18 protein-coding genes are annotated in these 26,447 nt (G+C 43.3%); 5 read left to right on the forward strand and 13 right to left on the reverse strand.

Annotation, left to right across the window (positions count from 1 at the left end):
* Positions 1 to 561: 561 nt before the first annotated feature.
* A complete protein-coding gene (locus PLE34_RS00240; protein WP_324552819.1) occupies positions 562 to 993 on the reverse strand; it encodes a Fic family protein in 432 nt (143 codons plus the stop codon).
* A 3-nt stretch (positions 994 to 996) separates the two neighbouring features.
* A complete protein-coding gene (locus PLE34_RS00245) occupies positions 997 to 1,626 on the reverse strand; it encodes a Fic family protein (protein WP_324552822.1) in 630 nt (209 codons plus the stop codon).
* A gap of 361 nt (positions 1,627 to 1,987) precedes the next feature.
* On the opposite strand from PLE34_RS00245, the gene PLE34_RS00250 reads away from it, so the two are divergent.
* Positions 1,988 to 2,818 (forward strand): hypothetical protein, encoded by an 831-nt coding sequence (locus tag PLE34_RS00250; RefSeq protein ID WP_324552825.1) that lies wholly within the window; start codon positions 1,988 to 1,990, stop codon positions 2,816 to 2,818.
* 254 nt (positions 2,819 to 3,072) lie between these two features.
* Here PLE34_RS00250 and PLE34_RS00255 read toward each other — a convergent pair whose 3' ends face one another.
* The 10 genes from PLE34_RS00255 to PLE34_RS00300 form a co-directional block, all read right to left on the reverse strand.
* Positions 3,073 to 3,978 carry a lysophospholipid acyltransferase family protein gene (locus tag PLE34_RS00255; RefSeq protein WP_324552828.1) on the reverse strand — a complete coding sequence of 302 codons (906 nt, stop codon included), beginning with the start codon at positions 3,976 to 3,978 and terminating at the stop codon, positions 3,073 to 3,075.
* Entirely contained in the window at positions 3,978 to 4,238 is a 261-nt protein-coding gene (locus tag PLE34_RS00260; protein WP_324552831.1) for a phosphopantetheine-binding protein, read from the reverse strand. Before PLE34_RS00260 ends, PLE34_RS00255 begins: the two co-directional genes overlap by 1 nt.
* Positions 4,239 to 4,244: 6 nt before the next feature.
* Complete coding sequence (locus PLE34_RS00265; protein WP_324552834.1) at positions 4,245 to 5,471, reverse strand: beta-ketoacyl-[acyl-carrier-protein] synthase family protein; 1,227 nt, start codon at positions 5,469 to 5,471, stop codon at positions 4,245 to 4,247.
* Positions 5,472 to 5,667: 196 nt separating this feature from the next.
* Entirely contained in the window at positions 5,668 to 6,396 is a 729-nt protein-coding gene (flxB, locus tag PLE34_RS00270; protein ID WP_324552836.1) for a flexirubin biosynthesis SDR family reductase FlxB, read from the reverse strand.
* Between the two features lie 47 nt (positions 6,397 to 6,443).
* Entirely contained in the window at positions 6,444 to 8,018 is a 1,575-nt protein-coding gene (gene flxA, locus PLE34_RS00275; RefSeq protein ID WP_324552839.1) for a flexirubin biosynthesis tyrosine ammonia-lyase FlxA, read from the reverse strand.
* Between the two features lie 72 nt (positions 8,019 to 8,090).
* Entirely contained in the window at positions 8,091 to 9,383 is a 1,293-nt protein-coding gene (gene flxY, locus PLE34_RS00280; RefSeq protein ID WP_324552842.1) for a flexirubin biosynthesis putative acyl-CoA ligase FlxY, read from the reverse strand.
* A gap of 100 nt (positions 9,384 to 9,483) precedes the next feature.
* Complete coding sequence (gene scpB, locus PLE34_RS00285; RefSeq protein WP_324552845.1) at positions 9,484 to 10,347, reverse strand: SMC-Scp complex subunit ScpB; 864 nt, start codon at positions 10,345 to 10,347, stop codon at positions 9,484 to 9,486.
* A 78-nt stretch (positions 10,348 to 10,425) separates the two neighbouring features.
* The gene (gene atpG / locus PLE34_RS00290; protein ID WP_324552848.1) at positions 10,426 to 11,310 is read right to left on the reverse strand and encodes an ATP synthase F1 subunit gamma; all 885 of its coding nucleotides are present in this window, start codon (positions 11,308 to 11,310) and stop codon (positions 10,426 to 10,428) included.
* 623 nt (positions 11,311 to 11,933) lie between these two features.
* Positions 11,934 to 14,762, reverse strand: a complete 2,829-nt coding sequence (locus PLE34_RS00295) for a TonB-dependent receptor (protein ID WP_324552851.1) — start codon at positions 14,760 to 14,762, stop codon at positions 11,934 to 11,936.
* Between the two features lie 111 nt (positions 14,763 to 14,873).
* Positions 14,874 to 15,641 carry a 3-keto-disaccharide hydrolase gene (locus tag PLE34_RS00300; protein WP_324552854.1) on the reverse strand — a complete coding sequence of 256 codons (768 nt, stop codon included), beginning with the start codon at positions 15,639 to 15,641 and terminating at the stop codon, positions 14,874 to 14,876.
* Between the two features lie 116 nt (positions 15,642 to 15,757).
* Between PLE34_RS00300 and PLE34_RS00305 the strand changes: the two genes are divergently transcribed.
* From PLE34_RS00305 to PLE34_RS00320, 4 genes are all read left to right on the forward strand, one after another.
* Positions 15,758 to 16,642, forward strand: coding sequence for a TIM barrel protein (locus tag PLE34_RS00305; RefSeq protein WP_324552856.1), 885 nt, complete (start codon positions 15,758 to 15,760; stop codon positions 16,640 to 16,642).
* Positions 16,643 to 16,731: 89 nt separating this feature from the next.
* Positions 16,732 to 18,117, forward strand: coding sequence for a Gfo/Idh/MocA family protein (locus PLE34_RS00310; RefSeq protein ID WP_324552859.1), 1,386 nt, complete (start codon positions 16,732 to 16,734; stop codon positions 18,115 to 18,117).
* A gap of 121 nt (positions 18,118 to 18,238) precedes the next feature.
* Positions 18,239 to 20,545 (forward strand): DUF7133 domain-containing protein, encoded by a 2,307-nt coding sequence (locus PLE34_RS00315; RefSeq protein WP_324552862.1) that lies wholly within the window; start codon positions 18,239 to 18,241, stop codon positions 20,543 to 20,545.
* A gap of 169 nt (positions 20,546 to 20,714) precedes the next feature.
* Positions 20,715 to 23,966 carry a PVC-type heme-binding CxxCH protein gene (locus tag PLE34_RS00320; protein ID WP_324552866.1) on the forward strand — a complete coding sequence of 1,084 codons (3,252 nt, stop codon included), beginning with the start codon at positions 20,715 to 20,717 and terminating at the stop codon, positions 23,964 to 23,966.
* Between the two features lie 505 nt (positions 23,967 to 24,471).
* Here the strand turns inward: PLE34_RS00320 and PLE34_RS00325 are convergent.
* Complete coding sequence (locus tag PLE34_RS00325; RefSeq protein WP_324552869.1) at positions 24,472 to 26,373, reverse strand: thiol-activated cytolysin family protein; 1,902 nt, start codon at positions 26,371 to 26,373, stop codon at positions 24,472 to 24,474.
* Between the last annotated feature and the right edge of the window lie 74 nt (positions 26,374 to 26,447).

Raw genomic sequence — 26,447 nt, forward strand, 5'->3', positions numbered from 1 at the left:
TTTTAGATGATGTTGGGATTTGTTCTACTGCTGGGCAGAAGCGTTGGCAGAATTACAGCTCTTTTGCAGGTTAGCCTTGTGTCAGGGTTTGTGTGCCTGCAAATGTGCTGTAATTGTGTGTCGGCGGTTTTGTCTTACGATTTTGAATTAGCAGAGTGTGTCCCAATAGGGTGACGCATAACGCTTTGCTTTACACAACAAAAATTCATTTTTAAGTATTTATAAACGCTTAAAACGCTTCCAAGCGTTTACAAACGGCTTTGCTTCAAGGGTACAGTTCTCATAGCCATATCAATGAATATTACGGTTCTATTCTTATCCGTTTTTATATACCTGGAATTGGATGGGTTGAATATGGGGTATTACATAGGGTGAAGAAGGTAATGATCACCAAACTTATTCATTTATTTCAAAAGAATTAAAAAAAATTATCCAGGCTGTAATGGCAAAATGTAAGAATACCTCGCAGGACGGAGTCCCGGAAGAACATACGGGGTACAAAGTCAGAGACTTTGTACAGCGGAGAGACTTTATGCAACGGATGGTTATTACCGGCTGTGCTTATTTCTCTTCTAAGATTGTCAATAGTTGTTGGTTTAAGTATAGTTTCTCTTTCCCTACTTTTACTGATTTCAAAAATCCGTTTTCTTCTAAAGCAATCAAATAGTTTCCGACCGTTTTTAAGTTTCCCATATTTTCATCAATTAAATGCTGGCGTTTGGTGTAAGGCAAGCGAAACAAAATTTCAATCAGGTTTTTGGAATACATTTTCGGAAGTTTCTTTTTAAGTTCTTCTGCGGTTTTGTCCATTGCAATGGTGATTTTATTTAAGCGCTCCAAACCTTTTGTTGATGTTTCTTCAATCATATCCAATATGTATAAAATATAGCTTTCCCACTCATTGTTTTCGGTTACGCTGCGCAAACGCCTGTAATATTCTGTTTTGTTTTGGATGATGTATTCACTCAAATAAATAGCTGGTGTGTTTAACAAACCTCAAAGTTTGAGATACAACAATAATAAAATCCTTCCTGTTCTTCCGTTTCCGTCCGAAAATGGGTGAATGGCTTCAAACTGATAGTGCATTAACGCCATTTTTATCAATGGGTCAATGTTTTCATCTTCGTTGATAAATTTTTCCAAATTCGCTAACTTCTCACGAATAACTTTTTCGCCACTTGGAGGGGTGTAAATTACTTCACCTTTTGTGTTGCTCAATGTCGTGCCGGGTGTATTGCGAATGGAAGATGTATTTTGTTTAATGCACTGAACAATACTTACACAAAGATTTGTTGTGATAACCGGTCTTTTCTTTAATTGTTCTAAACCTAACCAAAGAGCCTCCTTGTAACGCAATACTTCTTTCGTTGCCAAATCTTCAATTTTTCTGTTGGCAACTACCGATTTATACAGTTCATCATTGGTGGTAATGATGTTTTCCACTTCCGAGCTCGCCTTTGCTTCCTGTAAAGCCGGGTTTGGCAAATTCATTAAAGTGCCATTCAGTTGAGCCAAAGCCCTGCCAGCAGAAATGGTTTTGCGAAGTATGTTTTTCGTTTCTATGTCTGTCTTTGGCGGTAGCACCGGCAGGTTGTTGTACGGTATTTCTCTGTTAAATTTGCCCATTTTATTCAAGTGTAAGTTTTACGCTCACTTTTAACACAAGGGCAAAAAAACTTAAAATCTACGCTCGTTCTTTTTAAGAAAAAAAGCAGGGCTCTTCACATCCGTGCAACTGTGCGAAAAGCGATACCCCGGCAAACCGCTCAGCGTCAGGGTCTCATGGCTAGCCCACAACCGCTCCTGATGACCCCGGCACGAATCAGCAGCATTTACATAAAATTAATTTTGTGTATTTGACACAACTCATATATATTTGTTTTATATATCTACTTTTTTTTCAATTACGGCATATTCGTTTGTCTTTCTGATTTCGTTCCTTTTGAAATCTGATTATCCTTTTTATTTTATCAGCCTTAAAATAATTATGATGAGAAAAAATTTCTTTTTGCTGACAACCGCATTAGTATTATTAAGTTTCTCGAGCTGCAAAAAAGTTTGGGATTATGTCAAAGATCATCCTAATGGCACAGCGGATAATTGCAGTATTGAGCATTTATATTTTACTCAATACTATACTAATAACTATAGCATTGATGATCTACCCAACGTGCTTTTTGATGACACCGCCAGCTTTAAGTATAATTCCCAAGGGCAGCTTATTGCTATAGACTATGCATCAACTAAATACGACCTCACCATTGATGTACACCCGGCTATTGGTCATTATTTCAAATACGATACCCAGGGCCGGTTGATAGCGCATATTGAGAGGCATTCAATATGGAATGACCCTGATAGGGGCAATATGGTTGGCGGATTGCGCGGGCATAGATACGTATATGTAAATGATAATACGATTATTGACTCGTTATTTAGCTATGCCGTTGCTGCTTCCTACAATGATGATGAAAGAGTTTATGGCAGTTTTTCAGGCGCTTCCTATATTACAATAGACAATTTTGGCAGAATTGTTAAAGATAAAAATGCAACTTATAATTACGATGCCAACGGTAATCTGGTAAAACCAGGAGTAACATATACAAACAAAACAAGTATGTTACAAACCAACAAAACGCTTATGTTTATCAGCCGCGACTATAGCGTGAATGCACCTGCGGGATTCGCTACCCAATTTAATTCAAACAAATTACCTGTAAAAGTCAATTCAGGTAAATTACCCATTTTTACAAGAGGCGGGCTTAGTGGAATTTATTATGATAATGAAAATATTCGTGTTAAATACCAATGTAGGTAATTGATTTCTTTGGTAGCTAATATTTTGTGGGCTAACAAGCCCCATGAAGTTGCTAACATATATTATATTATATAAGAGTATAGAATTGGTGCGGTATGATATACAGGCAGTACCAATTCTATGCCTTTTTTATAGGTACGTTTCCAGGTTTTTCGTTCAGTAACTGGTAGAACTAAGCCTCAGCAACAACAGCAACATTCTTCTTTGCCGCCGCCGCGTATCTTTGTGTACGTTGCGTGAAACACCTGCACTCGCTACTCCAAATGCTTTCTGGTCTCAGCGTTTGCCCAAAAATCATAGTAATTATACCATTGTGCAGGGTATAGCTTTACTTTCTTCTCCATTTCAGCCGTAAAATCGCTGAGCATTTGGTGCATGGCTGCGGTTTTATCGCTGTAATCATACTCTTTTATGCCTGTGGAATAAAAATGATAGTGCGTACGGCCTTCTTTCATAGCAAATACATAACATACCGGCACTTTGAACTGCGCAGCCAGCACAAACGGACCTGCGGGAAACCGGGCTGCTTTGCCGAGGAAATCCGAAGTTAGGGTTCTGTTACCTTCCACGAAACGATCGGCATGGATACAAACCAGTTCCCTGTTCTTTAAAGCTTCGTTGATAGCGTAAATATGGGAGAGGTCGTCTTTAATAACGATGATATGGGCATTACGCTCACCGGTAACCGAAGTAAGATAATCCTTGATCTTCTGGTGCTCCCCGTCAAACATTACCACGTTAATCCGCGTATTTAAACGCTCCAGCAAATGCCCGGCAGCTTCCCAGTTGCCAATATGAGAGCTCAGCAGCAACCCCCCTTTTTGAAGATGCACCAATTGATGAAGGTGCTCTTCTCCCTCAAAATGGAAAGAAAAGCGGTTAGCCATGCCCGACATGATGGCTATTTTATCAATAAGACTTTGTCCGAAGCTGTAATAATTTTTATACAATGCCGCAATTGACCGCGCGAAGGAATACCCCAGTCTTTTTTGGAAAAAATAGAGCATATGGCGGGATGACTTCCATGCAAATAAAAAATAATACAAGCTTACCAGGCGCAGTAAAAAATAAGCAGGACGAAGTCCAAGCTTCTTCAGCACAGCGATAAATATCCCGTAGCCTACCCTGTTGCCGCTGGATTTACCGCGCCACAGTGGCATTATGCCAGTTCTTTAGCATTTACACGGGAAATAACATAGTTGTAGAAGTCACTGAAGGTAGTGATGCCTGCAAAATCTTCGGGCTTAACTTTAAAAGAGAAATTATTTTCTATTACTACCACCAGGTCTATATAATCGAGACTATCTAATTCCAATACCTCTTTAACGTTTCCCTCAGGGGTGATTTTTTCCTTTTCCACCTCAAATTCTTCAGACAGGAAATGGTTGATCTTCTCAATGATTTCTTCGTTCTGTTTCATAAACAACTATTTGCTCCATTTTCTGACAATCAGCGACGAGTTGGTACCGCCAAAGCCAAAGGAGTTCGACAAAAATACATTTATATCCTTTTCCGTGGTAGTTTTTACAATATTCAATTTAACAGAATCTTCATCAGGATGTTCAAAATTGATATTAGGTGCTATAAAACCATAATGCATCATTAATAAAGAGTATACGATCTCGCTGGCGCCTGCCATCCAGCATTCGTGTCCTGTCATGGATTTGGTAGAGCTCACCGGAACGTTGGCATCGCCGTATACGGCATATAATGCTCTGGCCTCACTGGCATCGCCGGCAGGTGTAGAGGTGGCATGCGCATTCACATAATCTATATTGGCTGCATTCAGCCCCGCATCTTTCATCGCCATCTGCAAAGAGCGCACGGGGCCGGTTACGGTAGGATTTGATATATGTTCCCCATTGGATGAAAAACCATAGCCGATCACTTCCCCCAGGATGGTGGCGCCTCTTTTGGTGGCAGACTCTAAGCTTTCGAGGATAACGGTTGCTCCACCGCCACTGGGGATCAGGCCGTCGCGGCTGCGGTCGAACGGGCGGGATGCTTTTTGCGGCTCCGACTCATGAACAGAAAAAGCAGACAAAGCATCAAAAGTAGCCATCGAATAGCAATTGATCTCCTGTGCTCCGCCGGTAACAATACAATCCTGCAAACCGGTTTTTATAAAATGGTAACCCAATCCTATGGCATGCGAGCCGCTGGCGCAGGCAGCGCTGATGGTAAAATTTACCCCTTTCAGCTTAAAGATGGTGGAAAGGTTCATGGTAATGGTAGAATTCAGTGTTTGAAACACCGAAGCCGAGCCAATAAGCATGTTGTCTTTCTTTTCGCGCATAATATCCGTAGCGTCTATTACGGGTTTTGCCGAACTGTCGTTGCCATATAAAATACCTATTTCGTGGTCATTGATATAGGCCTCGTCAATACCTGCCTGCTCTAATGCCTGCAGGGTTGCCATGTAAGCGTATTCTCCCTGTTCGGGCAGCATTATTCTTGAGCGGCGGTCTAACAACCCTTTTAATACAGGTCTTTCCACAAAGCCGGTGAGCCCGGAACGGTACCCCATTTCTTTACGCACAGGATCCAGTATAATTCCCGAACGGCCAACATACAGCGAATCCCTTACCTCATCAAGGTTTTTCCCGATGCAGGAGTAAATACCCATACCTGTTATGACTACCCGTTTATTCATTTCATTTTAAAATCCTGATTAAAATTCAAAAATCAAATAACAAAAATCAAAAAATTTTAAATCCGAAGTCGAAATTTCGAAATTCGAAAAATGAAAACAAGGACCAAATAAAACCTCTCGGTCTGACCCTCCTGCGTTGTATACCAACCGTACTGTATTCCTATTTCAAATCTTAAATATCAAATCTTAAATTTTCTTACGAATACATTCCCCCGTTTATGGATAATACTTCGCCTGTAATATAGGAAGATTCCGCAGACGCGAAAAAGCCTACCGCATGGGCCACTTCTTCGGGCTCGCCAAAACGGCTTACCGGTATCAGCGAGCGCAACTGCTTCTCATCCAGTCCTTCCGTCATATCGGTTTTGATGAATCCCGGCGCTATGGCATTAACCGTAATGTTTCTTCTGCCCACTTCCTGCGCCAGCGCTTTGGTTGCCGCAATTACACCGCCTTTGGCAGCCGAGTAATTGGTTTGTCCGGGCAGCCCTTTTAACCCCGACAAGGAAACGATATTGATGATCCTTCCGTATTTCTGCATCAGCATATCCTGCAATACCAGCTTTGTAACGTAAAAAAAACCGTTCAGACTGGTATTGATCACGTTGTTCCACTGCTCGTCTTTCATCCACATCAGTAACACGTCTTCTTTTATCCCTGCATTGTTCACCAGCACTTCTATCCTGTTTTCCGTATGCGCTGCTATCCACCCGCCCAGCGCCTCGGCTACCTCCTCCTTATTGCCTACATCAAATTTAAGTACTTCGCCATCACCACCTTTTTCATGAAGCGATGCAAGCGTTATTTCGGCCGCTTCCCGGTTGTCTTTATAATTAATAAGTACATGGTAGCCCATAGCCGCCAGCTTTATGCATATCGCCCTGCCAATACCTCTTGAACCGCCTGTAACTAATGCGCATTTCATTTGATCCTGTATAAATTTGTTGTAAAATACTGTATTTGAATCAAAGGCTAATGAATTGCAGCCTGTTCTGTAAGATGTGCTTCAAAAAAAACGACAGGATTTTGACGGAAATGAGTTGCCACCTGCTCCAGTTCCCGGTAACGGGGTTTATCATCAATAAATTTGGGAAATATTTTTCTGACGGTTGTATACATTTCCTTTGTTGCGGGAGATAATTTTTCAACACATTCCGCGTAATCAATTGCCTGCAGCACCGTGATCATTTGTATGGCAAGCACTTCAAAAGTATTTTCAATAACCTTCTTAGTCATCAGCGCGGCATTACAGCCCATGCTTACAATATCCTGGTTATCATTATTATTAGGGATGCTGTGCACATACATGGGAAAAGAAAGCGTTTGGTTCTCTGCCACGGTGGAGGTGGCAGTAAACTGCATACCCTGCATTCCGAAATTTAATCCAAGCACACCGAGGTTTACAAAGGGCGGGAATTTTTCATTGAGCTTATTGTTCAGTAAATAATTCAATTGCCGCTCCGAGAGCATAGACAACTTTGTAACAGCGGTTTTCAGCTTATCCATCTCCAGCGATACATAGTCGCCGTGAAAATTACCGCCATGAAAAATATTATGATTTTCATGATCAATCACCGGATTATCATTTACCGAATTGAGCTCATCCACCACTATTTTTTCCGCCTGTTCAATGGTATCTAAAATAGGTCCCAGCACCTGGGTAACACAGCGGAGCGAATAATACTCCTGCACTTTATCTTCAAATACATCGTGCCTGATGTTTTCAGGATTATACAAATGTTCGGAACGGCTGCGAATAAGCTTACTGTCCTTTAATACATCCCGCAGCATGGCTGCCACATTGTTTTGTCCCCTGTGCTTTTTCACAACATTCAGCTCGTACGAAAAATGATCATCGTATGCTTCCACCACTTCGTTGGTCATTGCAGAAAGCATCACCGCGTATTGCAACAGTTTTTTGGCCTGTATAATATTAAGCAGCCCGATGCCCGTCATGGCCGATGTACCGTTTAAAATGGCAAGCCCTTCCCGGATATGCACACGCAGCGGGGTAATATTGAATTGCTTTAATACTTCGGCTGTAGGCCGGGGCTGGCCGTTTACGATCACTTCACCTTCCCCGATAAGCACTAATGCCAGGTGCGCCAACTGAATAAGATCCCCACTGGCGCCCACACCCCCATGCTCAAAAATGCAGGGTGTAATATTATTATTGATCAGTTCCTTAAGCACTACGGCTACATCGGTATGCACGCCCGAATAACCCTGCATTAAGCTGTTCAGCCGGGCCAGCATCAGCGCTTTTACCAGCTCCGGGGCAAGGTATGCACCGCTGCCGGAACTGTGGCTTCGGATAAGATTGTACTGGAGCTGCAGCACATTTTCGGTGCTTACCTTGTATTGTGCCATGGGGCCAAAACCGGTATTGATGCCGTAAATAAGCTTCTGATCCGAGAAGTGCGTGAGAAAATGAAAGCCGGCTTCCATCTTTTCAAGCGCCAGGGTATTTAAATTAATTTTTCCGTTATTAAATATGATCTCAGAAAAGTCTTCTAAAGAAAGCGTTCTGCCACCTACATTTATCATTGCCCGAAGATTATTTTAAAGTACTCGCGACCGCAAAAAAAATAAATATTGGTAAATGTATCAAATTTTTGTTCATCGCCTGTCTATAAACTTCACCGCCTTTCTCCCCATTTCCGGAAACTGCATGCCCTGCATCTCTTCCGCGGTAATGTATTTAATATGTGGCGTTACCCGTAGCTTGGCCTGGAGGTAGGCCCGTATTTTATGATCGCATGCTTCACTATAGCGTACCGGCAGCAGGTGCAGCAATACTTCATCTGTTCCTATTTCATTGGAATATACTTCTGTCACATAATCTTTTATATCTTCCATTCCATTCAGCAAATCGAACAAAGCAGGGGCAAAAAGCGTTGTGCCTTTAAACTTGATCATCTGCTTTTTTCGGCCGATAACAGGAGACAGCCTGATGGTATTTCTTCCACAGCTACAGGGTTCTTCAAAAAACATGCAGATATCACCTGTTTTATAACGCAGCAGTGGCATCCCTTCCACGCCCAATGTGGTGATGGTTACCTCAGCTGGTATGCCCGGCGGCACCTGGCGGTTATTTTCGTCCAATAATTCCACTATTACCAGCTCGGGGTTATGATGACCGCCTTTACCGGCGCCGCATTCTGTAAACGCGGTTTGCATTTCGGTGGAAGCATAGGTAGAATATAAGCTGATCTTCCATGCTTCCGTTATTTTTTTGCCTAATACATTCAATGAAAAATCGGTATTCCTTATATTTTCGCCAATGCAGATTGCCTTTTTTACCGAACTGTTATTGATGTCTATCCCGTGTTCGGTGGCGTAATGAATCAATTTTAATATAAAGGAAGGAACACCCACTATAGCCGTGGGCTTTAGCCTGAATATGGTTTCCCATTGCAGGGAAGGAACACCCGGCCCCACACGTATAATGCCCGCGCCTAATTTCCGGATGCCCGAATAATAGGCCATGCCAGCCATAAATTGCCTGTCGAGCGTAAGCATCAACTGGTACACATCGGTTGCTTTTCCATCGGCGCAAACAAAAGAAGCATACTCATTGTATGCCAGCCGCTGCAGGTCGCTTTCGGTTAGCGCAACGGTAACCGGACTGCCCAGTGTACCCGAGGTGGAAGTATATTCAATGATCTTATCACGGCTCACACAAAGAAAATCATCATTGCGCTGCTGCAGGTCTTCTTTTAACGTAGGGGGAATATGAGCCATGCCGGCTACTGAACTGATCTGTGCTATATTAATATGATGCTTTGCAAATACTTCTTTATAAAAGGGAGATTTTTGCTGAAGGTATCGTAATAGCTCCTGTAATTTTTCTTCCTGCACAGCCTGTATGGCTTGTTTTAACTGAAAGGAGGTTTTGGATGAATAGGGCATGCGCAAATTTTCAACAATATTTAGCTAACCGGTGGGCTAAATTAAGATTTTCGGAGGAGAATGAAAGTATGGCTAAAACAGGAGCGATTTGCATTGTGTATCAGGTATCCCGGTCTGTTCCATCATCATCATTCTCTTCTTCGCCAGTACGGGTGTCTGTATCAAGGTTACTGTCAGTTCCATCTTCCGTTGTACCGGGGCCAGCGGTTACTGTATCATCTGTTGCTGCATCTTCGTCAGCTACATCTCCCGCTTCGCCTGCAGTTGGTTCATCCCGTACTACTTCTGCTTCTGTTTCTCCTTCAATAGTAAGTGTGGTATGCTGCACCAGCTCACCATTTTCAGCCACTACTAAATTGCTTTCGGCTTCCACCTCAAAATGGCGGGCGTTTACTAATGTAGGTTCCACTACCTGGTCGGCCAATATTTCCTTTATCCGGGGAAGATCTTCGGCCGAATTAATGCCGAAATAATCCATAAAGGAACGGGAGGTAGCATATATTAAAGGTTTTCCGGGCAATGCTTCATCCCTGCCTGTAATTACCACCAATTCCTTTTCGAGTAATTTCTGTATCACATAATCGCAGTTTACACCCCGTATAGATTCTATTTCACCTTTGGTGATGGGTTGCTTATATGCGATAATGGCCAGGGCTTCCATGGCGGCGGCTGATAACCGCTTTAAAAATTTATCCCCATTTAGCTGGGCAATGGTTTTATGAAAATCGCCCTTGGTCAAAAATTGCCAGCCACCGCCGCTTTGCCGTACCTCAAAAGGATAAAATTCCGTGGCATATTTTTCCCGTATGCCTTCTATGGCCGATTCTACCTGGTCTAAGGTGGCCCGGTCTTCAATAAATCCCAGCGCATTGTTTACCAGGTCAACCAGCTCTATGCTGGTGAGTGGTTTTTCGCTGGCAAATATCAGCGCCTCTATATGTAATATGATCTGTGAAATTTCCATGTATCCCTCTTAGGAAAATTTGAAGATTCAAATAGTTTAATCAGCGCGGTAAATCCATACTATTGTATAAACCGGTAACTACCCCTGCAATGCAGCAGCGCCGCTCACAATTTCGGTAAGCTCGGTGGTAATAGCAGCCTGTCTTGCCCTGTTATAAGAAATACGGAGACTTTTCAGCAATTCGTTCGCGTTTTCACTGGCCTTATCCATGGCCGTCATTCTTGCCCCATGCTCGCTGGCATTGGCATCAAGCACTGCTTTATATAACTGGGTATTTAATATCTTAGGCATCAGTTCCGCTATGAGGGCTTCTTTATCAGGCTCAAAAATAAAATCTGCTTTGGTTGTTTTACCGTCTTTATTTTCCGCTTTTGGAATAGGCAAAAATCTTTCTACGGTAAATCGCTGTGTGGCCGCGTTCCTGAACTCACTGTAAACCACTTCTACCACATCAAATTCTTTTTTTGCAAAAGCTTCTATGGCATCCTGGGCTACCTGCTGAATGTGTTCGAAAGAAATATGCTGCAATACATCTTTATAGGCGGGATTTACTTTAAAACTTCCTCTCTGAAAAAAATCAAACGCCTTTTTTCCTACAGGCCAAATGTTGATATTGCCTTTTGCCATTTGCGAAGGATACTTTTCCTGCGCTACAGAACGGGCAAGCTTAATAACATTGGCATTATAGGCGCCGCATAAACCGCGGTCGGAGGAAATAACGATCAGCAATACTTTTTCCACCGGCCGTTCGGCAGCCAGATCCCCGCTGCTATCACCATCTGTATTACTCACTAAATTGCTGAGCATCTCCTGCAGCTTTTTGGCATAAGGACGCATTTGAATAATAGCATCCTGGGCACGGCGTAGTTTTGCCGCACTTACCATTTTCATGGCCTTGGTTATTTGCTGCGTACTTTGAACGCTTTTGATCCGGTTACGAACTTCTTTTAAGGCGCCGGCCATATTAAAAAGTTAAGTAGTTGATTGATAATTAGTTAATTGAATAACAACCTGTTATTCCTTACAGGTTATCGCAAAATGACCGCAAAGGTATTTGAATTGCGTGAAAAAACCATAGGGGGAAGCAAGTTGCGGGATACAAGTTGCAGGGTACAGGATACAAGTTGGAGGTTGCAGGCACCGGGCTCAGGATAGGATGTTCGTTTTAATATGCGCTTATGGTTTGTTATTTGTGGTTTATGGTTTATAGTTTATAGTTGCATCCCGCTTCGGATTTTACCCGTCATTGCGAGTTCCCAAACCAATTTGAATGATGTGTATTATTTTTAAGGGGTCGAAGCCTGCCTACCGGCAGTAGGCAATCCCCTGATGGGGCAACGGATTTTTTGTTTTAGTTTACGTTTATTGTTATGGTTGTATTCGCTTCGGATTTAAGACTTTTGGCTTCGGGTTTGAGTTTTATATGTTTTTGTGATTGGGTTTTTGGTTCTTCTTTTCGAATTTCGAAATTCCGGCTTCGTATTTTTAAACTTATGGTGTACCGGTACTTTCGCTAATCATACCTTATACCTTATACCTTATACCTTACACCTTACACCTTACACCTTCTACCTCATACCTCCTCCTCACCACTGACGATCTCCTCTTCTTCCTCCCCGTCCCGGACCTGTTTCCCCGCTCTGTTCAGTGGTTTGCTGCCCGCTTTTAAACTGCATCAGCCGGTAAGAAAAAGTAAGCATGAAATAACGGGTAAGCCGGTTTACCCTGCTGTCTATAATGGAGTTGCCGGTTACCTGCCTGCTGATATTGGTATTCTGGTTAAAAATATCAAACCCCGATACCCGTATAAAACCATTCTTCTTTTTAAAGATGGTTTTCTCAATAGAAGCATTGAATAAGGTGGGATTGCCATTTACAGTGGATGCCAGTCCGTTATTAATAAGATAATTGATATCATAACGCAGTATCAGTCCCCCCGGGATATCCATGCGCATATTACTCCTCAATGTCCATGCGTCTGAACCAAGGCGTTCACCATTTTGGGAGAGGGTGTATTTTGTGGAATTAAGACTGTAAGCCCCGCTAAAGTTTAACTCAAGCCATTCTTTATAATTAAATTCAAGATTCAGCCGCTGGGTGGCAACCCAGTTATTACCGATGTTCTTTTTGCTGTCTACCAGTCCAACATCATGATTATAATTTACATTTCCATTTAAGGAAACAACGTATTTCCTGTTCCGGAAAGGCTGCGCATAATTATAAAAACCGGATAAGCTGTAGTTGCCCTTTACATTTTCAGGCATGCTTAACTGCGCGCCGCTGCTGTCTATCCGCATATTATTATTTACAATCCGGTTATTGATCATATTTCCCCTCATCCCCACAAACATGGTGCGGCCGCTTGTATAATTAAAATTATTAAAAAAAGCACGGAAATTATGGTTGAATGCCGGCCGCAGATTGGGGTTACCCTGGGTTTGGTATTGCGGGTTAGATACATCCTTAACCGGCTGCAACTGGTCAAAAGAGGGTTGCTCGTAGTTGGCATTATAGTTCATATTCAGCCGTTTGGTCCGGGAAAAATTGTAGGAAAGCCTTGCGGAAGGCGCCACGCTTATTCTCCGTTGCGGTGTATATGCGCTGTCTTTGGTAATAGAATAGCCGTTGATCTCCATAGGCTGCACTGTTAACCCTACGCTATAATTATATTTTTTATTAACCGTGCGTAAGCTAACCCCTGCTCTTTGATTGATAAAGGTATTTTCATACGCATTGCTAAGACTGTCGTTAAAAGAAAGGGCACTGCCGAGGGCGTCGCGGTCGAAAGTGCGGCGGTCATTTTTCACATACGAGTTATTATAGGCGTAGCTGATATCAAGGAACCTGTTGCTGGCAACCGGTTCCGTGTAGGTGGCGCGGATGCCGTAGTTATAATTGTTATTATCCTGTGTGATCAACTGGTCGAGATAAGCATCCGAATACCCACCCGCCTTCAGGAATTCCCGTGTAAAGTTGATCTTATCGTCATCACTTAACACGGAAGAAGTGCCCAGCCCGATATTAACCGAAAAGTTCCTGCCCCTTTTTCTGAAGCGGTGATTATAATTGATGTCTCCGCTGAAATTGGGCGTTTTCCGGTGAACCGTATCCCCGTTATATCCTTCCTGCGTTTTAAATATATTATCTTCCCAATAATTAAAATCGCTGTTACTCCTGCTATTGGAATACCCGTAAGAAAAGTTGGGGCTCACCTTAAGATAATTCAGCGAATCGAAATTGTATTCAAAATTGAGATTGGCGCGGTGATTATTATTAATGTTATCGGAAAGGCTGTTTTTATTATTGACGAATGAGCCGTCACCAAAGAAATTCTCCTGCGAGGTATTACGTAAGGTAACCGTGTTGCGGTTGGCAAAGCTATAGTTACCGTAAAAAGAACCTTTCTTGTTTTTGAAATCCGTTCTGAAATTAGCCCCGATGGATTTATTATCGGTAATGCCATTCTGATCCGCATTGGTATCTGAAGAGCCGCCATCACCGCCCCCTGAATTTCCTCCTCCGCCGCCTCTTCCGCCACCGCCGCCCCTGTTGCCGCCGCCTGCATTACCACTGAAATTAAAGAGGTTCTGATTAATATTATTCATATTCCCCAGAACGGAAAGCTGTGTGCTTTCCCTGAACACGTTAGCATTCAGGGTACCCTGGTAACGGTCATCCGTACCGTACCCGGCGGAAGCGCGGCCAAATACGCCCTGGTTCTTATCTTTCTTTAGCTGGAGGTTAATGATGATATCCGGATCGCCATCCTTAATACCCGATGCAGCAGCAAGTTCACCGTAATCGTCCACCACCTGCACTTTGTCTATAATATCTGCCGGCAATTCGCGGGAAGCGGTTTTGGGATCGCCGCCAAAAAAGTCTTTGCCATTTACTTTAATTTTAGTTACCGTTTTACCCTGCGCGGTAATATTGCCATCCTTATCTACCTCCAGACCCGGCAGCTTTTTTAAAAGATCCTCCACCGATGAATTGGGCCTTACCCTAAAAGAATCCGCCCGGAATTCAATGGTATCTTCCTTAATAACAACCGGCGGCGGGCTGATCACTATTTCCTGCAGTGTTTGGAAAGCGGGCAGCATGGTAATACTGCCAATATTAAAATCGGATTTGCCTTCTTCAACGTCATACGCGTTGATCACATCTTCCAGCCCTGCATTGGTAATCTTTAATGTAAATCTTTTTGTTGCCACCTGTAAAAAAATGAACTGCCCGGTTTTGTCCGTTACTGTTTTTAAAGTGTCTTTACCTGCATCGGGAATAAGCATTACCGTTGCGCCGGGTAAAACCACATGGCTGCTGTCGTATACCTTACCCCGTACCGTACGGTTTGTTTGGGCAATACTTGCTATGGAAAAGCTAATCAGCAATATAAAAATCAGAATACCGGGTTTCATTATAGTATTGTAGGGTTATCTGTAATCATTCACCACAAGCCAGATGCCGCCAAAGATAGCTTCAACCATACTATAATAAAAAGAACAGAGGTTAATAAAGGTTAATGTTTATCAATCCTTAGCTTCAAACAACGGCGCGGCCTGGCTTGCAGCCGTTACTCCCGGCGGAAGCTCAATAATTTGCAGGTTGCGGAAATGGATAAGGGCACCTTCCGATTCTAAGCACAGGTAACCTTTTTTTTGAGATGCATGTGCCACGCCATTAACAAATTTTCCATTTACGGAAAGTTTGATCACACCATCCACGCACACCACATCGTAGGTATTCCATTCGCCGCGGCCTTTACACAGGTTCTCAATAGATTTACTGCGCTCGCCGCGCGGATTATCGGGAGTAGTGGTTACTCCACCCACGCCAAAAAGCTCGCCATGCACATAAGCGATAGGCGGTGTAACGCCATTTTGCTTATTCAGCTTCACCCAGTCTAACTCCAGCATTTGTACCTCCACGCCATCCGGCAGGCGATTGCTGCCAGGGCGGGCGCTGCTCCATACAAACACGCCCGAGTTCCCTCCCGCCTCCATATGCTTCCATTCAACATGCATAATGAAATTCTCAAACTGTCTTTCACTTCTCATTACACCAATGGGCAAGCCCTTACAAATAAGAATGTCATCTTTTAACGACCACGTATCTTCCGCTGTATTTACATTGATCCATTGTATGGGAGTGCCCTCATTTAAACCTGAAGTAATCGTATTAAGCGGCTTCACTTTTCCAAATGCTAATGTTGCTTTTTGCGCGTAAGCAAAGCTGCCAATAATCAGCATCACAACAACACATAGTTGTGGCTTTGTGATTTTTAATATATTTTTCATTTAACTTTAATTATAAAAATAAAATCCAGGATAGGAAACCGTTCCTGTTTATCTGTTATAAGCACCAACATAGTCATAAAAAATAAATAATCAATAAAAATCCCCACCAGGAAAAAATGAAAGACCTGTCACGCCGTGATTTCTTACGCAAAACCACTATTGCGGGCTTAGGATTAACCGCCGCCGGAACATTAAGCAGCTTTTACAATGCCGGTCCCAAAATGCGGTTTGGATTGGTAACTTACCAGTGGGGAAGAGACTGGGATTTACCCACACTACTTGCCAATTGTGAAAAAACGGGCTTATGGGGCGTTGAGCTCAGAACCCAGCATGCACATAAGGTTGAGATCAATCTGTCTGCGGCAGAACGGGCAGAGGTGAAGAAACGCTTTGCCAACAGCCCGGTTACCTGTATCGGCTATGGTTCTAATTTTGAATATCACAGTCCCGACCCTGCTGAACTGAAAAAAAATATTGAACAAACAAAAGCATACATACAGCTTTGTAAAGATATTGGGGCCACAGGCATAAAAGTAAAACCCAATAACCTGCCGGCTGCTGTTCCCAAAGAAAAAACAATTGCACAAATAGCCTCCTCTTTTAATGAAGTGGGAAAATTTGCAAAAAATCTCGGGCAATTGGTGCGGGTGGAAGTGCACGGTAACCTTACGCAGGAAATTCCTAACATGAAAGCTATTTTTGAACAGGTTACCGAACCCAATGTAAAGATCTGCTGGAACTGCAATCCCGAAGACCTCCTCCCTCCCGGGCTGGAAGCCAATTTTAATTCAGTAAAAAAATGGTTCGGAGATACTGTTCATGTACGCGAATTGAATACTAACGAGTATCCCTACCAGCAACTCATGAATCTTTTTACCGGTATAAAATATAACGGGTGGATACTTTTAGAAGCCCGTACCGAACCCCAGGACAGGATACTAGCCATGAAAGAACAACTGGCGGTGTTTAACGAAATGACCGCCAAAGCACAGCGAAGGTAAAGAGTTACAGGGTGCAAGTTTCAGGGTGCAGGGCAGGCAGGCTAATTCCAATAAAAAACGATTTGTTCATATAAAAAAACAAAACAACCATGCAAAAAAATTACCCGAGAAGGGAGTTTATTAAAAAATCAGCTATGGCCGGTGCAGGTATCGGTATCACCGCTATGGGCTTAAGCGCTAAATCGTATGCCGCCATACCCGGCGCTAATGAGCGGCTTAACATAGCGGTTATAGGCATTCACGGACAGGGACAAACCCATATCAATAACTGGTGCGCGCTTAAAACCAGCCGTAATATCCGGCTTAAAACAATTTGTGATGCGGATGAACAGTGGTTTGACTCCAGGGCTAAGATAGTGAGCGATAAGATGGGCGAAAAGCCACTAACGGAGTGGGATATGCGCAAAGTATTCGACGACAAGGAAATAGACGCGGTTTCGTTTGCAACACCCAATCACTGGCATGCCCTGGGCACCATTTGGGCCTGCCAGGCGGGGAAACATGTATATGTAGAAAAACCCGCATCGCACGATGTATGGGAAGGGCGTAAAATGATTGAAGCCGCCCGAAAATACGACAGGCGTGTTCAGGTAGGATTTCAGAACCGCTCCATCAGCAATGTAATGGAAGCCATGAAATTTCTGCACGATGGCGGTATCGGCGATGTATTTATGGCAAGAGGACTTTGCATTAAGCCACGTGATTCTTTCGGCATAGCCAAAGACAGCACGCCCCCCGCTACGCTTCATTACGACCGCTGGTTAGGCCCCGTTACTTACCGGCCCTATAATGAGAAGAAAGGACATTATAACTGGCATTGGTTCTGGGATACCGGCAATGGTGATACCGGGAACCAGGGACCGCACCAGTTTGATATCGCCCGTTGGGGACTCAATAAAAATGAACACCCTGTTTCCATTTATTCGCATGGTGGCATATATGGTATTGACCCTAAAGAATGCGCGCAGGAAACGCCCAATACCCAAACTTCCATTTTCAAATACGAAGACGGGAAGATGCTGGAGTTTGAAACCCGCGGCAGGTATTCTAATGGAGAGTCAAGTCTTGATATCCGCATTGGCAATATGTTTTATGGTACGGAAGGTTATCTTGAATTAGATGGCGGCACATGGAAAGCATTCCGCAAAAGGGAAGACAAGCCTTTTGCCGGTTCGCAAAAAACAGACGCCAAAAAGCCGGTTGACCCAAGAACGCCCCCGGGAGGCACTGAACATTATGCCAATTTTATTGACGCCATACGCTCAGGCAATAATAATGATCTGCATTGCGACATCAATGAAGGCTTCTTCTCATCATCGCTTCCTTTATTAGCCAACATTTCTTACCGCCTCAACCGCGATCTGAAATTTATGGGCGGCAACAGGGACAATGAAAAATTTGTAAATGATACGGAAGCGGATGCCATGCTTACCCGGGTATACCGTCCACCGTACATCGTACCAAATGAAGTATAGTAAAGATTTCGAGGTTAACGATGATATAATGGCATGATCTTTTAGCCACAGATCCGCAGGTTTTTATACAGGGTATATTAATCTGCGAATCTGTGGCAATTTAATTAAGGAATTGGTAAAAATGATCAGAAGAATAATTCAATGCTTTTCTTGTTTTATAGTTGTTTGTTTATTGGCGGGCTGCCATTCCGGTAAAGGCCCGGGTATAAAGCCCACCCCATTAGATTCACTTGAACGGAAAGAGATAATAAGTCAATCCCCGGTACTATCGCCTGAAAAATCGCTTGCGGCAATGGAAGTGGAAGAAGGCTTTGAAGTACAGCTTGTAGCCGCCGAACCCCTTATCAGCACACCCATTGCGTTAACCTTCGATGATAAAGGAAGAATATGGGCGCTGGAAATGGAAGGGTATATGCCCGACACATCCGGTACAGGTGAAGACCGTCCTAATGGTAAGATTGTAATATTAGAAGATAAGAACGGAGACGGCGTTGCAGATAACAGGAAAGTGTTTATGGATTCATTGGTATTGCCAAGAGCCATATGCTTAATAGAAGATGGCATCCTGGTGGCGGCACCTCCTGAGCTCTGGTATGTTGAAATAAAGCACGACCGTCCGGGTAAAAAAGTTTTGGTAGATGCAGCATATACTTCCGGCAACAATGTGGAACATGATGCCAATGGCTTAATGAGAGCCATGGATAACTGGATATACAGTGCCAATACTGAAAAGAGGTACAGGAAGAAAAACGGGTACTGGCTTACGGAGTGGACGCGCTTTCGCGGGCAATGGGGGATAACGCAGGATGATTACGGCCGGTTGTTCTACAATAATAATTCACAGAATTTATTGGGCGACTATTTCCTGCCGGCCACCGGAACGGGTAATGTCAACCAGCGCAGCCTGGCGGGATACAATGTAAAAATAGTAGAAAGCAACCGGGTATATCCCGCGCGTCCCACACCCGGTGTAAACAGGGGTTATATGGAAAACATCCTCGACGACAGCTTACGCTTAGTAAACTTTACCGCTGCCTGCGGCCCCGTTATTTACCGGGGCGGGCTATTTAAAGCAGCCTATCACAACAATGCTTTTGTTGCAGAACCTTCGGCGAACCTTATCAAGAGAAATATACTGGAGGAAGATGGCTATGTTATTAAAGGGAAGCAGGCCTATGCAGGAAAAGAATTTCTTACGAGCATTGATGAACGTTTCCGGCCGGTAAATTTGTATAATGGCCCCGACGGCGCCCTGTACATAACGGATATGTATAGAGGCATCATCCAGCATAAATTTTATTTAACCGATTACCTGAAAAAAGAGATCAGCGGGCGGTCGCTTTCCCAACCGCTGAACTGCGGCCGTATCTATAAGGTAGTTCCGGAAGGCGCGTCATTGAAGCCGGTAGTGATGCCTCACGACCCCGTGAAACTCGCCGCACTCCTGCAGTCGCCTAACGGATGGATAAGAGATAAGGCACAACAAATGCTGGTAGACGGAAAGCTTACAAAAGCCGTACCCGTATTGCGCAACAATCTTAAAAAAACGGATGATCCCTTAACGCTTATTCATTCGCTTTGGACCTTAGAGGGTATGGGAGTATTGCAGGCGGAAGAGGTATTGCCACTCACGCAGCACAGCAATGATAAGATCAGGGTACAGGCTATTGCCACGCTGCCATTCGTAGTAAACAAAACCAATTACAAACAGTTTGTGCCGGTGCTGCAGCAAATGATAAGCAGTAACGACAGCATTGCCGCGCCCTATATTGCTTTTGGCATACGGGCTATCGGGCCTTTTAATAAATCCATAGCCGATGATATGCTAATGGCCCTTGCAAAAACTTACGCTGGCAATCCATTCGTAAGCGATGCTGTAATCAGCAACCTGGAGAACCGTGAAGCTGTGTTTTATCAAAAGCTCGCACCCGCTCCTGCAGATTCGAATCTTGCCATTATACAACAGCTCAAAAAAACAATTGCCAATATCAATAGCAAACCCATCAGAAAAGATACGGCCCTGTTCAGGAAACAATTCCCCGCGGGCATCAGCTTGTTTAACTCCACCTGCCAAACCTGTCATGGCGAAGACGGCAATGGTATAGCCGCGCTGGCTCCCCCGCTGAACAATTCAGATTGGGTAACGGGCGACAAGGATAAGCTGATCGCCATTGTATTGTACGGGTTAACCGGACCGGTTAAGGTGAACAAAAAACTATACAAATCACCCGAGATCAGCGGTGATATGCCCGGGCTTGCGCAGAATAAAGACATTACAGATGAAACCATTGCACAGGTGCTGAGCTATATCAGGAAGAGCTGGAACAACAACGCCTCCGGCATAACAAGCGATGAAGTATTAAAGATACGGCAGCACTGGAATGAACGGCAGCAACCTTTTACGGCGGAGGAGCTGATGAAGTGGTAAATAATCTGCTGAAACAGATCTGTCAGAAGGAATACGATATTGAAATATTGTTCAACATGTATGTACAGGATACCTGTTTATTGCTATTGTTCTATCTTCCCGGGGAAATCATTTTTATATTGCGCAAGTTCACGGGGAAACAGGCGCTACCATTAATCTAATTACGTTTATGCTCAGGAAATATATGTCCCGGCTCCCTTACCATACATTATTCTTTTACACTTTCCTTTTATTTTCCTGCTCCACAAAAGTGCGTGTAGTTCACCAGCTTAACCCTCAGTCCAACAGCCACATCGTTTTTATAGGAAACACTTTCGCGGAGCGGTTGCAGAACTACAACTACTTTGAGCCATTATTGTATGCAAGCTTCCCCGACCGGGACCTTACCGTAAGAAACCTGGGATGGAGCGCGGATGAGATCAATATGCAATCCCGCCCTTTAAACTTTCCCTCCCAGGATGAATACCTGGCAAAGCTGAAAGCGGATATCATTTTTGCCTGCTATGGTTTGAATGAAGCGTTTAAAGGACCCGATAGTCTTGACAGCTTTAAACAACAGCTATCCGCTTACCTGCAGCACATGCAGCAGCAAAAGTACAATGGCAATACACCGCCGGAAATTATACTGGTATCTCCCATCGCTCATGAAAAGCTGGGCGGTTTTTTGCCCGACCCGGCAGCACATAATAAAAACCTTGCCCTCTATACAAAAGGCATGCAGGAAGTTGCACAAAAATTAGGTATCCCTTTCATCAATCTTTTTGAGTCTTCAAAAAAAATGGCGGCAGGCGCCGATTCCGTTACCATTAACGGTATTCATCTTAACGATAAAGGATACAAAGCGGTGAGCGAGGTAATGGCAAAATCATTAGGGCTTCAGGTTTCAGCATGGGAAACTGATAATTATTCCATCAATCTGAAAAAACTGATTGATCAGAAAAATCAGCAGTTCTTTTATTTATACAGGGCGGTAAACAGCGAATACATTGTAGGCAGGCGTAAGGAACCCTGGGTGCAGCCGCCCGGCGGGCCCATCTCCTATCCCGGTGAGCTGGCAAAATTAAATAACATGGTTACCCGGTTAGACAGTATCGTGTGGGCGCAAAGCAAAACAAATGATGCCGGTCACTTTGTGCAGGCAGATAACATATTAAATGATACCATTCAATTTATACCAATAGATAAAGCGGCGCTTACCGCACCATCTGCTGATCAGTTTATTTTACCGGAAGGATACGAGATCAATCTTTTTGCTTCCGAAGTTGATTTTTCTATCAGCAATCCCGTAAAAATAACGTTCGACCCGCAAGGCAGGCTATGGGTTGCCGATATGGCTTCCTACCCTCAATACCTGCCGGGCGCACAACCCAATGATAAAATTGTTGTGCTGGAAGACAGCAATGGCGATGGCATAGCCGATAAAGAAACCATTTTTGCAGACAGCTTATACATGCCCACCAGTATAGAGCTGGGCAATGGAGGCGTATACGTATCGCAGCCGCCGAATATTTTGTTTTTAAAAGATACAGACGGGGATGGAAAAGCAGATCAGAAAGAGATCATACTGCACGGATTTGGAACGGAAGACGTGCATCATTCCATAGATACCTATACATGGGGACCGGATGGTGCGTTGTACTGGCATACCGGCACTTTCCTCCATTCGCAGGTTGAAACGCCTTATGGGCCTCAAAGAGGAGACTATGGCGTTACATGGCGTTTTGAACCTGAAACACAAAAATTAGAGCCCTACGTTTCTTATCCATATGCCAATCCATGGGGGCATGTTTTTTTGCGAAACGGAACACAAATTATAAGTGATGTTTCTACCGGAATGAACTATTTCGCTCCCCCGCTTTCTGTTGCCAGCACTTATCCTGTAAAGCATACCGGCATGAGGGACTTTTTAACTTCCGCCGCAAAGCCCAAAACCTGCGGTACCGAGATCATTTCAAGCAGGCATTTCCCCGATGACGTGCAGGGCAATGTGCTGTTCAACACCTTCATTGGCTTCCAGGGCATCAAACAGCACCGTGTACACGAAGATGGCAGCGGCATCATCGCCCATGAAACAGAACCTTTATTGCAATCCACAGATCCCAATTTCCGCCCGGTTGATCTGCGGTTTGGCCCCGATGGCGCATTGTATATAGTAGACTGGTACAATCCAATCATCAATCATGGTGAAAGAGCTTTGCGTGATCCGCTGAGAGATCATACACATGGGAGAATATGGCGACTGACCTATAAACATAAAAAATTATTAACGCCGGTTGATCTTACCAAACTTTCGATAGAACAATTACTTGATCAGCTAAAAGTATACGAAGACAGGCACAGGTACACCACCAGAACGCAGCTCAGGCAACTGCCCGCTGAAACGGTTATTCCGGCATTAGAGAAATGGACCGCCGGTCTCGATGGCAATGATAAGGAGTACGAACAAAACAAACTGGAGGCGCTATGGGTATACCAGCAATTCAATCATCCTTATGAACAATTGCTGAACGAATTATTGCAAAGCAAAAATCCGTATATAAAAACTGCCGCTACAAGAGTTTTATTTTACTGGAGAACGGATATAAAAGATGCAGAAAATAAATTGATTGCCTTGTCCCAGGACAGTTCTGCGAAAGTAAGATTGCAGGCCATTATATCATTAAGTCATTATAATACCGAAAATACATTAAACGCTTTGCTGGCAACAACAACGCTGCCGGTTGACGATTACATTGACTATGCACTAAAAGAGTCTTTCAGGCACTTAAAGCCTGTATGGATGGCCATGTTTAAAAAAGATAAGAACTTTTTGTTCAACGAACCCGCAAAAGCCCGTTATTTGTTAGGCTCACTTTCAAATGAAAAGGAATTGCAGGTTCCCGGCTTTATCACCGATGATCCGGCCTGGCCGAAATATGGATACAAAGCGCTTACAGAAAAGGATTACAACGAATTAAAAGATGTAACAGCAGTAAGTAATTTCAGAAAAAACATGCAAGCGCCTGTTGAAAGAACAAAAAACGCAGCAATTTCCATTCCCGGAAAAACAGTACTTCGCCTGAGCGCAGTACCTGCCCGAATGGCTTTTGATAAAACGTCCATTACGGTTAAGGCGGGTGCCGAGGTTGCACTTATTTTTGAAAATGCAGATGGGATGCCCCACAATGTTGTAATAATAAAACCGGGCAGTTCCGAAAAAGTAGGCAAGGCGGCAGAAGCCATGGCAGCGCAAAAAGATGGGTATGAAAAAAGTTTTGTACCCCAAATGCCCGAAGTGCTATTCGCTACGCCACTGGTAAATAGCGGTGAAAATTTCAGACTCGATTTTACAGTGCCTGACAAACCCGGAGATTATCCTTTCATTTGCTCTTTTCCGGGTCACTGGCAAACCATGAAAGGAGTAATAAAAGTGGTGAAATAGATCAGAAACAAAAATCGCCTGTATTCATCAATGGCCCGGTTCGGCAATACATAAAAAGAGCCGATGCCACCACAAAGTTGTTCGTTGCTATTAAAACGGCTTCTTTTTATCCAGACTCCTGCCACGGTGCTTGTCTGTATATCAGTAGGTCATCAGCAACACTTACAGCAGACGAATAAATAGCAGCTTTTTGTATTTACATTCGGCTGTAGTTTTTCAATCGGCCGACGTTCTGGTATGACGCCTATTGAATATCAGCCCGCCACCAAGCCTTCAACATTAAATTCCATTAAAACCATCATGCGAATTTCTCTATACTTCATCTTTTTGACACTTCTGAATTGTTCACCGGGTTCGCAAGGTGCAAACGTGCATTACACTGTAATTAAGGATACAAACCAAATTGAGCCCTACAGACTTTCATATAACCCTGGCGACAGAGCATCCATAAAAGCAATCGGGTTTATTGACGAACTTAGTAGTAGTCCTTACTGCTTTACTAATTTTAATTTATCAACTCAAACTGAACCCAAACTGCAGCTTTCTGGCCAGGACTACCGACGCGAATTGGGCCTTCTAAAACCATGGGTGTAAGGTCCCGGATTTTTGCAAGCATTAAACCATCATTGAAATCGTGAAACTTTACTCCTCTGCCAATCGTTAAGTCGGGAAAATTTTCAGTTGGATTCAAACTTTTTAAGCCCAATAAAATTTTAATTACTTCACTTATTTTTACATTTATCGGATCGTTGTTCATCAGAACTTTGTCATTATTGCTCCCTAAAGTAGTGATAGAGTATTCCTTCAACCAGGTAAAAATCTTAAAGGATGCATTTGGATCGTTTAATTCATTCAATGTAACATTAAATACCAATGAATTATTGATCATGTTCCGGTTACGTTGCTTTATATCACCATCTTCTCTTACATGGATCTGGTTATTCATGTCGCCGTTAACAAGCATGTTCTTAATACCGGGAACCTGGCCACCAAGATCAATCCGATTGGGGAATTTATTGATATCGCGACTTACATATTTTTTTTCTGCTTTATTTGCCTGGTAAACAATATACTGCTGGATAGCATAGTCGTCAGGATTGGCGCCACCACCATCTCTGCCATTAATACATTGAATGTCTGTAAGAGTAACTTTTAGTTTAAATACGGATGCAAGCGGTACTGGGGTTTGGGTGGTAACTGTTTGTGTCTTTTTGCTTTTTTGACCAACCACCTGGTTATTCATATTCTTTAAAGTGAAGCCTAAAGGCAGCGCCAGCCGGTAATTGTTGGGTTGCGCCCTAATGTAGGTAAAGATATCGGGAACTCCACTGTTCACCGTATTCTCCATCGCCTGAATTACATCGGGAGCAGATCCTCCGTAAAAACGCGCAAATACTTCTACTTCCTTTTTTCCACTTAGCTGCTTATAAGCTGTACTCATTTTTGCCTCAGTAAGTCCGGAGTTGTAACCTGCAGCAGCACTAATACCCAACTCATCTAAAGTGCGGGTAGACTTGAAGATAATAATGCTTTTCCGTCCATAATCAACCTGGTCAATATAAACATAGCCAGACATATCAGAGACCGGCTGTTTGAATACATTAGCGGGTGTCATCCCATCCGCCTGGATGCTAAACATATTTTGTTGGAATTCGAGCATATAGTAGTGGTATTCCTGTTGATTCCCAGCTTTTAAACCAAAATTTGCTGAAAAAGTACCTAAAGCGCCCCTGTACTTCCCTGTTAATTTAAATTCCATTTCTTCTACTGAATGAATCTTGTGAAAAGAAAATGAAAGACTAGCCGGCGGCGGATTGGCATTTTGTGACATTAAAACATTTATAGCGTCAAGTAGCTGCGAATTTTGTTCGGGGTTCTGAACCTGAAATGAGGATTTGGTAACACCGGTTAAGCTGATGCCCAGTGTTGTCGGATTTCTTGGACTCATCACTGTCGTCGGTTGGCCGCTGATAAATGACTGTGCAGTAAAGATCTGACCGGGTTTAAGCCACGATTCAGGGCTTTCTGAAAAATGACTGAAATTCCTGGCATTGACATTAATAGAAAGGTCTTCTGTTACAGTAATATATCCCATTGCTGTTTTTTTGCCTTTGGGGGTGACCTTTGTGGTATTCAAACCAGGGAAATTCTCATTAACTACCAACAATTCATTTTCACCCTGTTTTTGAGATGGGGCGCCGGTTTTCACCGTGGTGAAATGTTTGATGTTCAATTTTGATAAATTATTTACCGGTACTCCAGGATGATTTAATTTATTTAAGTCAACGGTTTGATCTTTTGTTGCAGGCTTTACATCAATTGTAGTTTTACGTTGTATCTGCGCATGTAAGCTGCTTGTAAATATGAGCAGGAAGATAATTGTTATTGCAGAAAAAACCTTTTTCATATTGCTGATTTTAATGTAGTAAATAGTATTTATGGAAGGCTGGCTTTGGTTTAATTCCATTCATTTTGATTGCT

It is taken from the genome of Agriterribacter sp. (assembly GCF_035445465.1).
Classification (GTDB): Bacteria; Bacteroidota; Bacteroidia; order Chitinophagales; family Chitinophagaceae; genus Agriterribacter.

Excerpts from the sequence above, each read along its gene's own strand:
- PLE34_RS00305 (WP_324552856.1), top strand. The coding sequence starts at position 15,758 with ATGAAAGACCTGTCACGCCGTGATTTCTTACGCAAAACCACTATTGCG.
- PLE34_RS00295 (WP_324552851.1), bottom strand. The coding sequence starts at position 14,762 with ATGAAACCCGGTATTCTGATTTTTATATTGCTGATTAGCTTTTCCATA.
- PLE34_RS00310 (WP_324552859.1), top strand. The coding sequence starts at position 16,732 with ATGCAAAAAAATTACCCGAGAAGGGAGTTTATTAAAAAATCAGCTATG.
- PLE34_RS00300 (WP_324552854.1), bottom strand. The coding sequence starts at position 15,641 with ATGAAAAATATATTAAAAATCACAAAGCCACAACTATGTGTTGTTGTG.
- PLE34_RS00255 (WP_324552828.1), bottom strand. The coding sequence starts at position 3,978 with ATGCCACTGTGGCGCGGTAAATCCAGCGGCAACAGGGTAGGCTACGGG.
- scpB (WP_324552845.1), bottom strand. The coding sequence starts at position 10,347 with ATGGAAATTTCACAGATCATATTACATATAGAGGCGCTGATATTTGCC.
- PLE34_RS00320 (WP_324552866.1), top strand. The coding sequence starts at position 20,715 with ATGCTCAGGAAATATATGTCCCGGCTCCCTTACCATACATTATTCTTT.
- PLE34_RS00265 (WP_324552834.1), bottom strand. The coding sequence starts at position 5,471 with ATGAATAAACGGGTAGTCATAACAGGTATGGGTATTTACTCCTGCATC.
- flxA (WP_324552839.1), bottom strand. The coding sequence starts at position 8,018 with ATGATAAATGTAGGTGGCAGAACGCTTTCTTTAGAAGACTTTTCTGAG.
- PLE34_RS00325 (WP_324552869.1), bottom strand. The coding sequence starts at position 26,373 with ATGAAAAAGGTTTTTTCTGCAATAACAATTATCTTCCTGCTCATATTT.
- PLE34_RS00315 (WP_324552862.1), top strand. The coding sequence starts at position 18,239 with ATGATCAGAAGAATAATTCAATGCTTTTCTTGTTTTATAGTTGTTTGT.
- PLE34_RS00245 (WP_324552822.1), bottom strand. The coding sequence starts at position 1,626 with ATGGGCAAATTTAACAGAGAAATACCGTACAACAACCTGCCGGTGCTA.
- PLE34_RS00250 (WP_324552825.1), top strand. The coding sequence starts at position 1,988 with ATGATGAGAAAAAATTTCTTTTTGCTGACAACCGCATTAGTATTATTA.
- PLE34_RS00260 (WP_324552831.1), bottom strand. The coding sequence starts at position 4,238 with ATGAAACAGAACGAAGAAATCATTGAGAAGATCAACCATTTCCTGTCT.
- flxY (WP_324552842.1), bottom strand. The coding sequence starts at position 9,383 with ATGCCCTATTCATCCAAAACCTCCTTTCAGTTAAAACAAGCCATACAG.
- atpG (WP_324552848.1), bottom strand. The coding sequence starts at position 11,310 with ATGGCCGGCGCCTTAAAAGAAGTTCGTAACCGGATCAAAAGCGTTCAA.
- flxB (WP_324552836.1), bottom strand. The coding sequence starts at position 6,396 with ATGAAATGCGCATTAGTTACAGGCGGTTCAAGAGGTATTGGCAGGGCG.